This window comes from Micromonospora sp. NPDC005087 (genome assembly GCF_042872965.1).
GTDB lineage: Bacteria > Actinomycetota > Actinomycetes > Mycobacteriales > Micromonosporaceae > Micromonospora.
Genome location: NZ_JBIALB010000015.1, coordinates 89,813 through 102,269 on the forward strand (window position 1 = coordinate 89,813; position 12,457 = coordinate 102,269).

The following is a 12,457-nucleotide window of genomic DNA, read 5'->3' on the forward strand; positions in this document are numbered from 1 at the left end:
ATCCGTCGTTGCGCCGGGCAGGGGATGCCCGTGACCTTGCGTCACGATGAGCGGCGACGACGGCCCCGGGGTGCCGGTCTGACCGCGTTGGACCGCCTGCTTGAGGGGCCGGCACGGTGGTGCTGTCAGAGCGCTGTGAGACCAGGGGGTGTCCGCCAGAGCTGACAAATGCCGGTTTGAGGGGTGTCAGCGCATCACGGCGCGGCGCGGAGCCCACATCCAGATGAGCGAGCACCCGCCGCAGCACCACCCCGACCCTGTCCAGCACGTCGACCCGCACGACGTCGACCTGACCCTGATCGACCTGGTTGCCGGCGACCCGCCGGTGCCGGTCACCGTGTGGCGCACCGCCCGCGGCCCGGCCGACGCCGGCCGGAGCATCGGCGCGCGACTGGCCTACCGGCTCGTCGCCGCCTACAGCCGCCCCGGCGAGGCCGTCGTCGACCTCACCGGCGACCACGCCCTGACCGCCGTCTGCGCGGCCGGCGCACGCCGGCACCACCCGGGCTGGTTCACCGACGCGTCCAGCCTGATCATCGGCCCGGCCACCCCGCCGGCCCGCCCCGAGCCGGCCGCCCTGCCCGACGACAGCAGCGGCGACCTGCCGGACATGCGCACGTGGTTCGGCGACGACCTCACCGACCCCGACCTGCCCGCCGACGAGGCCGCCACCTACCCTGTTCGCGCCTCGCTGGTGGAGGCGACCAGCTTGGTCGTGGCCTGCTGGCCCCTCGACCCGGCCGACGCCACCAACCGGATCCGGCTGGCGTGGCTGCTGACCGCGTGCGCGCGGCTGCTGCGCCCCGGCGGCTGCCTCGTCCTCGTCGTCACCGCCCCCAACGGCAGCATCGGGCCGGAGGACTTCACCCCGGTGGCCACCGCCGCCGCGGCCGTCGGCCTGGGCTACCTGCAGCACATCGTCGCCGTCGCCGCCGACACCGGCGGCGACGCGTTCGTCTACCACGTCACCGACGAGGAACTGCTCACCCTCGCCCAGCAGGCCAGCCACCCGTGGGCGGTGGCGCACCTGCGCGTGCACGCCGACCTGCTCGTGTTCGGCCAACCACCGTCCTCGGCGCCGCAGAAGCCGAGTCGCCGGCAGGGCGGTGACCGTCGTGGCTGAGCACACCCCCTTCCCCACCGACCCGCACCAGCCGGCCAGCCGGGCGGAGGACACCTACCGCAGCCAGCACCGTGACTACCCTGGCCGCCACCGCGACACCGGCGGGCGCCACCGCGCGCCCGACGGGCCGACGGACCTGTCGGTGTGGGCGACCGCGCAGCAGACCGGGCCGGTGCAGCGCCGAGGCCGGTACGTGCCCGAGTCGGTCAAGCACCCCGCCCGGATGCTCCCGGCGATTGCCGCTCACGCGGTGCGCGCCTACACCCGCCCCGGTGACCTGGTCCTCGACCCGATGTGCGGGATCGGCACCACCCTCGTCGAGGCTGCCCACGCCGGCCGCGACGCCATCGGCGTGGAGTACGAGCCGCGCTGGTCGAACATTGCCGACGCCAACATCACCCACGCCCAACACCAGGGCGCCACCGGACGGGCCTCCGTGGTCCGCGGCGACGCCACCCGCCTGCGGTCCCTGCTCCCCGCCGCGCTCACCGGGCAGGTCGCCCTGGTCGTTACCTCACCCCCGTACGGGCCGACCGTCCACGGTCTGGTCCGTCCGGGCGCGGGCGGGGTGGCGAAGTTCGACAACGCCTACAACGACGGCACCGACCGCGGGAACCTCGCCTACCGCGACCTCACCGGCCTCGCCGACGGCTTCGAACAAATCCTGGCCGGCTGCGCGGCCCTGCTGCGCCCCGGCGGCACCGTCGTGGTCACCGCCCGGCCGTGGCGCAAGAACGGCCAACTCGTCGACCTACCCTCAGCCGTCATCGCCGCCGGCACCCGCGCCGGCCTGATCCCGACCGAGCGGTGCGTCGCCCTCCTCGCGGCCGTCCGCGACGGGCACCTCGTCGCCCGACCGTCGTTCTTCCAACTCCAGGCCGTACGCAAGGCCCGCACCACCGGCACCCCACTGCACCTGATCACCCACGAAGACGTGCTGATCTTCACCAAGCCACAAAGTTCCGCGAGTTCCGCCGAACCCACGTGTTCCCACGGCGAATCCGGCGGCCACCAGGGCTCGTCCAGCCGGGACGTTGCCGGGGATCTGGGGGAGGGAGGTTGAATGACTGTCCGACCGGGCCACGCCTCGGATCGGTGTGCACCGGGTACGGCGGCCTCGACCTGGCCGTCGAGCTGGTGCTCGGCGGCCGGCTCGCCTGGTACGCCGAAACCGACCGACACGCCCGCACCGTCCTCGAACATCACTGGCCGCACGTGCCCAACCTCGGCGACATCCGCACCGTCGACTGGACAACCGTCGAACCCGTCGACGTCCTCACCGCCGGATTCCCCTGCCAGGACATCTCCAACGCGGGCAAACGCGCCGGCATCACCGGCCAACATTCCAGCCTCTGGACACACGTCGCCGACGCCGTTCGCCATCTTCGACCGCCGCTCCTCTTCGTGGAAAACGTCGCCGCCCTCCGCCGCCGAGGCCTCGACGTCGTCGAAGCCGACCTGGCCACGCTCGGGTACGACACGAGCTGGCTATGCCTACGCGCATCCGACATCGGCGCCGCCCACCGACGCGACCGGCTGTTCCTGCTGGCCACCCCCACCCAACGACTCACCGGCCGTGCGGACGTTGCCCACGCCCTGCGCCCGTGACGGCAAGGGCCCCGGCCACCAACACGGGCTGCCCGACCTCATCGAGCCCGGCGGCACCCGCCACGGTCTCCTGCCCACCTCGACGCTGACCAACCACCGCCCGCCGGCCAACTCCACTGCCCGACCCGACACCGCCAACGCCGGCAAGGTGGCGCTAGTCCTCGCCGACGCCGACCGGCTGCTGCCCACCCCCAGGGCCAGCGACACCGGCACCGCCGGAAGACGCGCCGGACACGGATTCCGGCCGCCCCTCTCGCAGGTCCTGCTCCCCACCCCCAGAGCAACCGACGGCGCCAAGGGCTGCCCCGGACAACGCGGCTCCCACGGCGACCTGACCCTGCCCTCCGCAGCGGTACAGGTCCCCACCCGGTCACTGCCCACACCACGCGCGTCCGACGGGCGCGGCCCCGGCACCCACGGCGACGGCGGCGCGGACCTGCGCACCACCATCGCCGGCCTACCCACGGAACTCGGACAGCGCGACGACGCCCGCTGGGGGCCCTACGCCGCCGCGATCGCCCGATGGGAACTACTACTCGCTCAGCCCGTCCCCGAACCGACTCAGACCGGCCGCCATAGCAAACCCGTCCTCGCACCACCGTTCGTGCAATGGCTCATGGGCCTCGATCCAGGCTGGGTCACCGACCTCGACCTGCCCCGCACCGCCGCACTGCGCGTGCTCGGCAACGGCGTCGTCCCCCAACAAGCAGCCGCAGCGCTGCGGCTGCTGCTGTGCCCGCACCGCTGGGCAGCCGACATGACCAGCCCCGCGCCAACCCGCCCGCCGCGCCAGGCCAACCAACCCACGACCCCACCGGTCAGCACGGTTGTTCAGCCCACCATGAAGGACACCGGGCCGTGAGCGACCGGCGACGCACCCGCACACCATCCCTCAACGCCCCACCAGCCGAACCCGCGACCACGCGGCGGTGGACCGAGGTCGACGTGCGCGCGCTGGGCGTGACCACCGACGTCGTCACCGCCGCACAGATCCTCGGACTGTCCCGCAACACCGCCTACCGCCTCGCCCGCGCCGGCACCTTCCCCGTCCCGATCATCCAGGCAGGCCACCAGTACCGCATACCCGTCGCGGGCCTCCTCACCGCCCTGCACCTCGACCCCACCCCGCCGGCAGCCGACGGCGGCGACCCGCACCCACCCGCACCGTAGAACCCCGCCCAGCGGCGACTGCCCGCGACGACTTGATCGTCGCGGGCAGTCGAGCGTGCATGTCGATCGACAAAACCGCTGCCGCCCACGCGACCCACCCAACTCCCACCGCACCTGGAGAGTCCCGCACATGTCTCACGGATCGATCTTCAAACGCTGCGGCTGCCGGGACCCGCGCACCCGCAAACCCCTGGGCAACCTCTGCCCGAAACTCCGACGAGCCAACCGGTCCTGGAACCCCGACCACGGCCACTGGGCCTACCAACTCGAACTCCCACCCACCGCCGACGGCCGCCGCCGACAGCTACGCCCCACCGGCTTCGACACCCGCATCGCCGCCGCCGGCGAACTCGACCGCGCCCGCCAGTTACTCGACCTCGCCGGACGCAACCGCGGCCACCGCACCGAGATCGGCGACCTGCTGCAAGCCACCCTCCGCGCCGGCGGGACCCTGCCCGACGTCGACACCGTCCGCAACCGGCTCCGCACCGACACCCCACTGGTCGGAGTGCCCACCCTCGCCGACTGGCTCACCACCTGGCTGCAACGGATCAAGGTCGACGACAACACCCGACGCGGCTACGAATCCCACGTCCGCGTGCACCTCATCCCCCACATCGGCGACGTCGTCCTGGACAAGCTGCGCCCCCACCACATCGAGGACCTCATCGACAAGATCGAGAAACGCAACGCCGACATCCAGGCGGCGAAAGCCAGCACCGACCCCGACACCCGCGCCGGCGTCCGAGGGATCCGACCTACCGGCCCCGCCACCATCGCCCGCATCCGCGCGACCCTTCGAAAGGCCTTCAACGACGCCCTCGCCCGCGAGGTGGTCAGCGGCATCCCGAACCCCACCACCCTCGTCAAAACCCCCCACACCCGCGCCAAACCCATCGTCTGGGAACCAGAACGCGTCGACAGGTGGAAGACCACCGGCACCGTCCCCGGCCCGGTCATGGTCTGGACCGACGACCTCCTCGCCCAGTTCCTCGACTACACCGCCGAACACGCCCCCGACCTACACCCCCTGCTGCACCTCATGGCCTACCGCGGACCCCGCCGCGGCGAAGCATGCGGCCTCCTCGACGCCGAAGTCCGCCTCGCCAAAAGCGAGGTCAGCATCGTCAACCAGATCGCCACCCACGGCTACCAAACCCGACAGAAACGGCCCAAGAGCCAGGCCGGCAATCGCGAGATCATCCTCGACCCCGACACCGTCGCCGTGCTCACCGCCTACAAAGCCCGCCGCGCCGCGTGCCGGCTCGCCGCCGGCACAGGCTGGCCCGACACCGGCTTGTTCTTTGTCCGCCCCGACGGCAAACCGTGGCACCCCAACTCGGTCACCCAACGCTTCCGCCGCCTCGTCAAACAAGCCAGGCTGCCACCCATCCGCCTGCACGACCTGCGCCACGGGGCCGCCACCCTCGCCCTCGACGCTGGCGTCGACATCAAAGTCGTCTCCGATCAACTCGGCCACTCCACCACGACACTCACCCGCGACACGTACCAGAGCGTCGTCAAGCGGCTGCACCATGAGGCCGCAACCGCCGTCGCCGACAGGATTAAGAACAGGCGGCGCCGTACCGCTTGAGCGACCGACCTGGGCGATGGGTGAGGGGCGATGGGTTGAAATATCAGCTCAGGGGGCCTGCGGTACTTTCTTGACCAACACCAATCGGTGAACAGGTGAAGTTAAGGCGACAACCGTATCCACATTGGAGGCCATGTTCCGATGAGTTCCTACACCATCACAATCACCGCAGACGATCCCAGTCGAGCGACCACAACTCTCAAGGTCGAGGTAAGCGACACCATCCCGCGCATCACAGAACTGCTGGTACGCGCCGGGCAGGGGGACGGGCTGACCGTCGGTCAGATCCCCGCGGTCGACCTGGACCTGCTCTTGAGGGCGATCGCGCCCGCCGCCAGCGGGCGGCAGGTGGTAGCTACACTTCCCATCGCCGTATCCAACGCGGTGCCCGCAGCCGGCGGTGTGTCCGTCGACGACGGTGAGCCCGCCGCCGAATCGACGGCGGTCCAGGCCACCGCCCCTACGGCGGCTGCGGATGAGCCTGCTACGAGTAACCCTGAGGGTGCTGGTGCTGTTGACGTCGTGGTGCCCAAGCAGGCGTCACCGGCGACCAAGGCAAGCGAGGCGAAGAAGGCCAGCCGGGCGTCAGGCGCTGGCGCGACCCGGAGCCGAGCGGGCAAGCCGAAGACCGCAGCGGGTGCCAAGGCCACAACTACGGCGGGGAAGGCCACGAAGCGGACCGCCAAAGGCGGGTCCTCCGTAGGCGAGGGGCGGGTGTACCGGCGCTCACCGGCCGATCTCGAAGCGGTCTACCAGCAAGCCGGGAGTGTGACTGCAGTCGCCGACCACTACAACGTGCCCCGGCACACCGCCCAGGGGTGGATCCGCACGCTGCGTCGCCGGCAAGCCGGGCCATTTTCCGAGTAGGGAAACCTGGTACCGGGAATGGGCCAACAGGGGTGTCGCTTCAAGGCGCGGGATAAATCTTGACGGCGGGGGCCGTCGACGTGCTGCGACAAGCTGGCGGTCTGTCGTCTCCAGCACGGGCGTCCGGTACTGGTAGACCTTGTGCCTCGCTCTCCAGTCCGCGGTGTGCCCGATTCGGCGGGCCATTGGCCTCTCCTCTAGGGCTTTGTCATTCACCCTCGAAGCCGCGGAACGTGCCGGACTCGTCGGCGGTATCGGCGAAGTCGGCGAAGTCCATGTTCGTGATGGACATGTTGGCGGAGACTTCGGCGTACCAGCGGAGCGGCACCCGGAAGGTGCGGCCAGGCTCGTCGTAGAGGCCCTCGACTACACCGCCGACCACGCCCCCGACCCGCACCCCCTGCTGCAACTTCATGGCCTACCGCGGACCCCGCCGCAGCGAAGCCTGCGGACTCCTCGACGCCGAAGTCCGCCGCGCCAAAAGCGAGGTCAGCATCGTCAATCAGATCGCCACCCACCAGAAGCGACCCAAGAGCGACGCCGGCAACCGCGAGGTCATCCTCGACCCCGACACCGTCGCCGTCCTTACCGCCTACAAAGCCCGCCGCGCCGCCTGGCGCCTTGCCGCTAGGAGAGAATGGCCAGACACCGGGCTGTTCTTCGTCCGCCCCGACGGCAGGCCATGGCACCCCAGTGCGGTCACCCAACGCTTCCGCCGGCTTGTCAAACGGGCCGGGCTGCCACCCATCCGCCTGCACGACCTTCGCCACGGCGCTGCCACTTTCGCCCTCGACGCCGGCGTCGACATCAAAGTCGTCTCCGACCAACTCGGCCATTCCACCACCACACTCACCCGCGACACGTACCAAGCGTCGTCAAGCGGCTGCACCATGAAGCCGCAACCGCCGTCGCCGACATGATCAAGAACAAGCGGGGCCGTATCGCCTGAGCGAGCGGTCGCCGCGTTGTTGCTGTTGTCAGCGTCTACACCCAGCCACTTGGACGGTCGCCGCCGCTGCAGGGGCAAGACCAGCTGCATGCCTTGGGTTCTTTCGTGCGGAGCATTCGCAGGCCAGCTGGGATCGAACATCCTGGTGGTAACCAGCCCCGGACGCCGCCCGGGCGGGTGCTGCACTGGCGCTGTGGTTCGCAGCGCACGAGGACGACCTTGTCGCGATCGCCATTCGGGTGAGAGCAGCCGCGCAGGAACAGTGAGCGCGACGGCCGCGCCGTGGAAGGTCAACGAGTTGATCTGTGATGACCCGGACGGCCACCGGATCGTGTTGACCCAAGGCGCGCGAGCGTGGGCGTATCCAGGTGTGAATGATCGCCGATGCTGGCGGTCAGCTGGGTTGATGCATTTTTTGGGGCTGCAAGGCAGTCTGACCGAGATCCACGACGTCCGATCTAACGGTCGCTAGCTCATCCGATTGCGGTGTGTCGTGCCGGCGAGAGTGGGTGAGAGCCGTCGAGGCCGTCGGCTCCCCTGTTCGGCTTTTGCGTCAACAGGACCTTCCCGATGTGCACTCCGCTTTCCAGATGTTTGTGCGCTTGGAGAGCGTCTGACATGGGGAACTGTGAATCGACGACGGGCAGGAGTTGCCCGGATTCGATCAATGGCCAGAAGGCTTTTTGTGCGGCCCGTACTATCTCGCCCTTCTCTGGTCGTCCGCGCTGGCGCAGGGACGTGGCATGGACGGTTGCCTGCTTGGCCATGAACGGCCCGACGTTGAAGCTGCCCTGCCTGCCACCCTGGGATCCGATGATGACGATCCGCCCTTCCCGGGCGAGAAGGCCGATGTTCCGGTCCAGGTTGTTCGGGCCTACGTTGTCGAGGACGAGATCCACTCCCCGACCTCCGGTCGACTGGAGGACCAGGGAGGGCAGATCTTCCTGTCGGTAGTCCCAGGCATCCTCGGCGCCCAGTTCGATACAGGCCTTCGTCTTGGCGCCAGTCCCGGCGGTGGCGAAGACGCGACACCCGAGTGCGGCAGCCGCCTGAATGGCGGTGGTCCCAATGCCGCTCGCGCCGCCGTGTACGAGGATGGTGGTGCCCGGCTGGGCTTGGCCGACCATCACCAGGTTGGACCAGACCGTGGCCGCGACCTCTGGCAGTGCGGCGGCGACCGCTACAGACATGCCCTCCGGCACCGGAAGAGTCAACGTTTCGTCCACGGACACGTACTCGGCGTACCCGCCACCGTCGAGCAGGGCGCACACCTGTTCGCCGATTCGATGTGCCGAGACCGATTCGCCGACCTCTACGATCTCGCCCGCGCACTCGAGGCCGAGAACTTGCGATGCGCCGGCGGGCGGGGGGTACAGACCCCTGCGTTGCAGGACGTCCGCCCTGTTAAGCGCGGAGGCCGCGACACGGATGAGGACATCGTTCGTCCCGGGCTTGGGCGTGTCAACCTCTGCCCATTCGAGGGCGCCATCGCTGGTGACTGTTATCGCGTGCATGGTGCGAAGTCCTCCAGGTTGTTCATCTGTGGGGGGACGTGGCGCGACTGGTGGATGAGGTGCAGCTTCTGCGACAGCTCCCCACCGATCTCTCGCAGTCGGCTCTCCGGCAGCCGGTGGGCTGGCCCGGTGACGTTGACGCTGGCGGTCGCCTCGCCGGACGAGTCGAGAACGGGTGCGGCGACGGCATGTGCGCCGGGAATGGTTTCGCCGAAACTGATCGCGTATCCGTCGTGGCGTGCCTGCCGGAGGTCGGCGCGGAGCTTCACCTGATCGAGCCCGGGCGGAGCCTCACCGAGCACTGATCCGATCTGGTCGGGTCGCAGCCAGGCGAGGATCGCCTTGCTCGCCGCCGCCGCTGTCAGCGGATAGGTGTGCCCAATTCCTGATACCACCCGGACGCGGTGCGGGCTCTCGAGTTCCCGGAGGCAGACGCGCCGGCTCCCTACTCGTACGTGTAGGCCCACGGTCTCCTCGGTTTCCGCCCTCAGGGTCTCGAGAAGCGGGCCGACATGAGCGAACGCCGAGTGGCCGATGTCGGTCAGCTGCGCCAGCCGCAACACCGCGGGGCCGACGCTGAACCGGCGGGACACCTCGTCGCGATTGAGGAACCCCTGGTCGGCCAATGCGAGGGCGATCCTGTGCGCGGTCGGCACGGTCAGTGAGGTCGCTTCCGCGATCTCCGCAATCGTCATTGCGGGTCGTGACGAGCTGAATGCGTCCAGTACGGCAAGCGCCCGGTAGACGGCCTGTGCCCCTGGACGTGCGCCCTCGGCGTTCACCCCTGTACCCCCACGTGGCTCCGTGATCGGACCTCTATTGACTGCCGCTGTGGTGCATCTTACAGTGGCTCCACCTTGTAGAAGCAACCTCCACATTGTGGAACCTCGCGGGAGGCAGACCATGCGGCGTGGCCGGAGTCGATGGACAACAAGACATGCCTATGCGCTGCTCGTCGCCGGGCTTGCGCTCGCGATGAGCGGATGCGGATCCGCCTCGGGCGGTGATGACCAGGGCGACAAGCAATACGTGATCGGCTCGTGGACGCGCGGCTTCAGCGTCGTCCTGACCGACCGCGTCGCCGAGACGGCCGCTGGCGACAAGCAGTTGAAGGTCACTAACTACTCCGACCTCCAGCAGCTGTACACCGACGTGCTCTCGGGCAAGGCCGACATGACCATCGGTGGCCCGGACGTGTTTGCCAGCCAGGCCGCGAAGGGTGCGCCGATCCACATCGCCGCGACGGTCTCGCCGAACTCCACCGCCCTGGTCGGCAAGTCGGAGATCACGTCGGCCGCGGACATCAAGGGCAAGCGCATCGCCGCCATCACCACCAGCGGTGGGTGGCGCATCACCAAGGCCCTGCTCGCCGACAAGTTCGGGGTCAAGGAGGGCAAGGACTTCGAACTCGTCAACGTGCCCAACGCCGAGAGCGGCGTGACCCAGGTGGCCGCCGGCACCGCGGACTTCGCGGTCGGCTGGGAGCCGGCCGTCACGTCGGCCGTGCGGGCCAACCCCGGGATGAAGGTGGCATTCAGCTCGTCCGGCGCCAAGCCCGGTGAGACCTTCGGCACCGGCTGGCAGCTCGTCCTCGCGGTCCGCGACAGCGTCAGCAAGGACGCCGAGCAGCGCGCCGTCACGCGGCTGCAGGAGGCGGCCCAGTGGCTGAACGAGCACCCGGACGAGGCCGACAAGTACGCCGCCAAGCAGGGGTTCAAGCCGGGCACGGCGGCCAACGTGATGCAGCAGTCGGTGCACGCCTTCGTAATCAAGCCGGTCGAAGGCGAGATCGTCACGCAGCTCAAGGAGCAGCTCGCGCTGATCCACCGGACCGGAACCGATGAGAAGGAACCGCCGGCACGGTTCTACGGCGTGTCGAACTGACGTTCCCGACCACCACTCCATCAGCCAGCCAGTGAGAGGGGCAGACCTTGCCCGACACCGGAGTCACCACCCGTCCGACCCCACTAGACCACGACCCCAGCGCCGCGATCCCTGAGCCGGCGGTGCCCCCAGCCGCCGCGACCGGCGGCTGGCGGCGGCGCCTGTCCTCGCGGCAATCCCAGCTGTGGACCGCGCTCGTGCTGCTGGTCGTGCTCGCCGGGATCCAGATAACCAGCCTGTTCATGCCCGAGTACGTGTTCCCGGACCTCCCCGCGATCGGGCAGGCGCTGATGGAGATCCTGCGCGACGAGCGCGGCGACATCACCGCCACCGTCCTGCGGTTCACCGGCGCCCTGCTCGGCGCGATGGTCGCCGGCTGGGCCATCGGCCTGCTGATGGGCGCGTTCCGCAACACCGTAGGCGAACTGCTGCGACCAGTGTTCGGCATCATGCAGGCTGTCCCGGCACTGTCGTGGATCCTGGTCTCGGTAATCTGGCTGCACAGCGTCGAGGCGCGGATCTTCTTCATCGTCTTCGTCATCGGCGTCCCGTTCTTCGTGGTCGCCGTCTTCGAGGGCATCCGCAACATCGACCACGAGCTGATGGAGGGTATCGGCCAGTTCCGGCCGTCCCGCCTGCAGATCCTGCGGGTGCTGTTCGTTCCGCAGTCGCTGACCTACATGCTGATGACCCTCCGCAGCGCCGGCGCGTTCTGCCTGCGGATCCTCGTGTTCGCCGAGCTGATCGGCGCGACAGCCGGCGTCGGGTACTCGATGGGACTCGCACAGGCAAACTTCCGGATCGACCTGATCTTCGCCTGGACCGTGGTGTTGGTCGTATTCAACTTCCTCCTCACGGCGGTCGTAGATCTGGCCGAACGGCATCTGCTCAAGTGGCGCAGGGAGGCGGTCGTCCGATGACTGAGGAAACGTTGGTCAACATCGACCACGCTTCGGTGAGCTTCGACTCGGTGTGCGCGGTCGACCGGTTCAGCCTGCGACTGCGGCCCGGCGAGCGGGTCGCGCTAATGGGACGGACCGGCGCGGGCAAGTCGACGATCCTGTCGCTGCTGGTCGGTTCGATGCGGCCGACCTCGGGCAGCGTGCGCATCCTCGGGCTGGACCCGTACGCGCAGCACGCCCAGCTCCAGGGCCGGGTTGCCATGGCCTTCCAGACACCGCGGCTGCTGCCGTGGCGGACCGCGCTCGGCAACGTGGCCGTCGGCCTGGAAATCCTGCGCCGGCCGAAGGCCGAACGCAGGCGGATTGCCGAGGAGTGGCTCGGCCGGGTGCACCTGCAGGACGCCCTGCACAAGTACCCGAGCCAGTTGAGCGGCGGCATGCGCCAGCGCGTGTCGCTGGCGCGCGCGTTCGCCGTGAAGCCGGAGCTGATCTTCCTCGACGAGAGCTTCTCGGCGCTCGACGAGGTCACGGCCCGCAGCCTGCGGGCCGATTTCGTCGAGCTGTGCGAGGCGACGGGAACCTCGGCGGTCATCGTCACGCACAGCATCGAAGAGGCGTTCGCCGTGGCCAACCGGGTCATCGTGCTCGGCCGGCCGGCCCGGGTGCTGTGCGAGTACGACGCGGCGCCGGTACGCGCGGCCGGCCAGGCGGAGCTGGAGGCGGTCAGCACCGAGATCCGGGCCCGGCTGGCCGAGGAGACACCCGTCCCGTCGGGCTGAGCCGAGACCGGCACGTGACCAACAAAGGTTAGGCGGACAACCCACAGCCGAGGGCACTCGGTGCGAG

The 12,457-nt window shown here is 69.4% G+C and carries 14 protein-coding genes; 11 read left to right on the forward strand and 3 right to left on the reverse strand.

Annotated elements, in window-relative coordinates; translation table 11 throughout:
- Window positions 1-223 precede the first annotated feature (223 nt).
- The 7 genes from ACFYPS_RS28235 to ACFYPS_RS28265 all read left to right on the forward strand — a co-directional run bounded on the left by ACFYPS_RS28235 (window position 224) and on the right by ACFYPS_RS28265 (window position 6,362).
- Window positions 224-1,123, forward strand: coding sequence for a hypothetical protein (locus tag ACFYPS_RS28235; protein ID WP_387328252.1), 900 nt, complete (start codon window positions 224-226; stop codon window positions 1,121-1,123).
- A complete protein-coding gene (locus ACFYPS_RS28240; RefSeq protein WP_387328254.1) occupies window positions 1,116-2,186 on the forward strand; it encodes a TRM11 family SAM-dependent methyltransferase in 1,071 nt (356 codons plus the stop codon). Before ACFYPS_RS28235 ends, ACFYPS_RS28240 begins: the two co-directional genes overlap by 8 nt.
- Window positions 2,183-2,731: a DNA cytosine methyltransferase gene (locus tag ACFYPS_RS28245; RefSeq protein WP_387328257.1), complete on the forward strand. Its 549-nt coding sequence runs from the start codon at window positions 2,183-2,185 to the stop codon at window positions 2,729-2,731. The genes ACFYPS_RS28240 and ACFYPS_RS28245 overlap by 4 nt, the downstream gene beginning before the upstream one ends.
- On the forward strand, window positions 2,700-3,593 hold the full coding sequence (locus tag ACFYPS_RS28250; protein WP_387328260.1) for a hypothetical protein: 894 nt from the start codon (window positions 2,700-2,702) through the stop codon (window positions 3,591-3,593). The genes ACFYPS_RS28245 and ACFYPS_RS28250 overlap by 32 nt, the downstream gene beginning before the upstream one ends.
- On the forward strand, window positions 3,590-3,901 hold the full coding sequence (locus ACFYPS_RS28255; protein WP_387328264.1) for a helix-turn-helix domain-containing protein: 312 nt from the start codon (window positions 3,590-3,592) through the stop codon (window positions 3,899-3,901). Before ACFYPS_RS28250 ends, ACFYPS_RS28255 begins: the two co-directional genes overlap by 4 nt.
- Window positions 3,902-4,031: 130 nt before the next feature.
- Window positions 4,032-5,495, forward strand: a complete 1,464-nt coding sequence (locus tag ACFYPS_RS28260) for a tyrosine-type recombinase/integrase (RefSeq protein ID WP_387328267.1) — start codon at window positions 4,032-4,034, stop codon at window positions 5,493-5,495.
- A 141-nt stretch (window positions 5,496-5,636) separates the two neighbouring features.
- Window positions 5,637-6,362: a hypothetical protein gene (locus tag ACFYPS_RS28265; RefSeq protein WP_387328270.1), complete on the forward strand. Its 726-nt coding sequence runs from the start codon at window positions 5,637-5,639 to the stop codon at window positions 6,360-6,362.
- Between the two features lie 208 nt (window positions 6,363-6,570).
- Here the strand turns inward: ACFYPS_RS28265 and ACFYPS_RS28270 are convergent, their stop codons facing one another.
- Complete coding sequence (locus tag ACFYPS_RS28270) at window positions 6,571-6,777, reverse strand: DUF6924 domain-containing protein (RefSeq protein WP_387328273.1); 207 nt, start codon at window positions 6,775-6,777, stop codon at window positions 6,571-6,573.
- Here ACFYPS_RS28270 and ACFYPS_RS28275 point away from each other — a divergent pair.
- Complete coding sequence (locus tag ACFYPS_RS28275; protein WP_387328276.1) at window positions 6,776-7,282, forward strand: site-specific integrase; 507 nt, start codon at window positions 6,776-6,778, stop codon at window positions 7,280-7,282. The genes ACFYPS_RS28270 and ACFYPS_RS28275 overlap by 2 nt on opposite strands.
- 502 nt (window positions 7,283-7,784) lie before the next feature.
- On the opposite strand, the gene ACFYPS_RS28280 is transcribed toward ACFYPS_RS28275, so the two are convergent.
- Together ACFYPS_RS28280 and ACFYPS_RS28285 are read right to left on the reverse strand one after the other, a co-directional pair.
- The gene (locus ACFYPS_RS28280; RefSeq protein WP_387328279.1) at window positions 7,785-8,825 is read right to left on the reverse strand and encodes an NAD(P)H-quinone oxidoreductase; all 1,041 of its coding nucleotides are present in this window, start codon (window positions 8,823-8,825) and stop codon (window positions 7,785-7,787) included.
- Window positions 8,813-9,730, reverse strand: a complete 918-nt coding sequence (locus ACFYPS_RS28285) for an IclR family transcriptional regulator (protein WP_387328281.1) — start codon at window positions 9,728-9,730, stop codon at window positions 8,813-8,815. Before ACFYPS_RS28285 ends, ACFYPS_RS28280 begins: the two co-directional genes overlap by 13 nt.
- On the opposite strand from ACFYPS_RS28285, the gene ACFYPS_RS28290 reads away from it, so the two are divergent.
- Genes ACFYPS_RS28290 through ACFYPS_RS28300 form a run of 3 tightly spaced genes read left to right on the forward strand, consistent with a single transcriptional unit; the run spans window position 9,729 to window position 12,390 of the window.
- The gene (locus ACFYPS_RS28290; protein ID WP_387328284.1) at window positions 9,729-10,709 is read left to right on the forward strand and encodes an ABC transporter substrate-binding protein; all 981 of its coding nucleotides are present in this window, start codon (window positions 9,729-9,731) and stop codon (window positions 10,707-10,709) included. The genes ACFYPS_RS28285 and ACFYPS_RS28290 overlap by 2 nt on opposite strands.
- 47 nt (window positions 10,710-10,756) lie before the next feature.
- Entirely contained in the window at window positions 10,757-11,629 is an 873-nt protein-coding gene (locus ACFYPS_RS28295; protein WP_387328287.1) for an ABC transporter permease, read from the forward strand.
- Window positions 11,626-12,390: an ABC transporter ATP-binding protein gene (locus ACFYPS_RS28300; RefSeq protein ID WP_387328290.1), complete on the forward strand. Its 765-nt coding sequence runs from the start codon at window positions 11,626-11,628 to the stop codon at window positions 12,388-12,390. Before ACFYPS_RS28295 ends, ACFYPS_RS28300 begins: the two co-directional genes overlap by 4 nt.
- Window positions 12,391-12,457: the final 67 nt, after the last annotated feature.

Coding starts and splice junctions, on each gene's coding strand:
- ACFYPS_RS28235 (WP_387328252.1), top strand. CDS start 224: ATGAGCGAGCACCCGCCGCAGCACCACCCCGACCCTGTCCAGCACGTC.
- ACFYPS_RS28260 (WP_387328267.1), top strand. CDS start 4,032: ATGTCTCACGGATCGATCTTCAAACGCTGCGGCTGCCGGGACCCGCGC.
- ACFYPS_RS28265 (WP_387328270.1), top strand. CDS start 5,637: ATGAGTTCCTACACCATCACAATCACCGCAGACGATCCCAGTCGAGCG.
- ACFYPS_RS28275 (WP_387328276.1), top strand. CDS start 6,776: ATGGCCTACCGCGGACCCCGCCGCAGCGAAGCCTGCGGACTCCTCGAC.
- ACFYPS_RS28270 (WP_387328273.1), bottom strand. CDS start 6,777: ATGAAGTTGCAGCAGGGGGTGCGGGTCGGGGGCGTGGTCGGCGGTGTA.
- ACFYPS_RS28280 (WP_387328279.1), bottom strand. CDS start 8,825: ATGCACGCGATAACAGTCACCAGCGATGGCGCCCTCGAATGGGCAGAG.
- ACFYPS_RS28290 (WP_387328284.1), top strand. CDS start 9,729: ATGCGGCGTGGCCGGAGTCGATGGACAACAAGACATGCCTATGCGCTG.
- ACFYPS_RS28285 (WP_387328281.1), bottom strand. CDS start 9,730: ATGGTCTGCCTCCCGCGAGGTTCCACAATGTGGAGGTTGCTTCTACAA.
- ACFYPS_RS28300 (WP_387328290.1), top strand. CDS start 11,626: ATGACTGAGGAAACGTTGGTCAACATCGACCACGCTTCGGTGAGCTTC.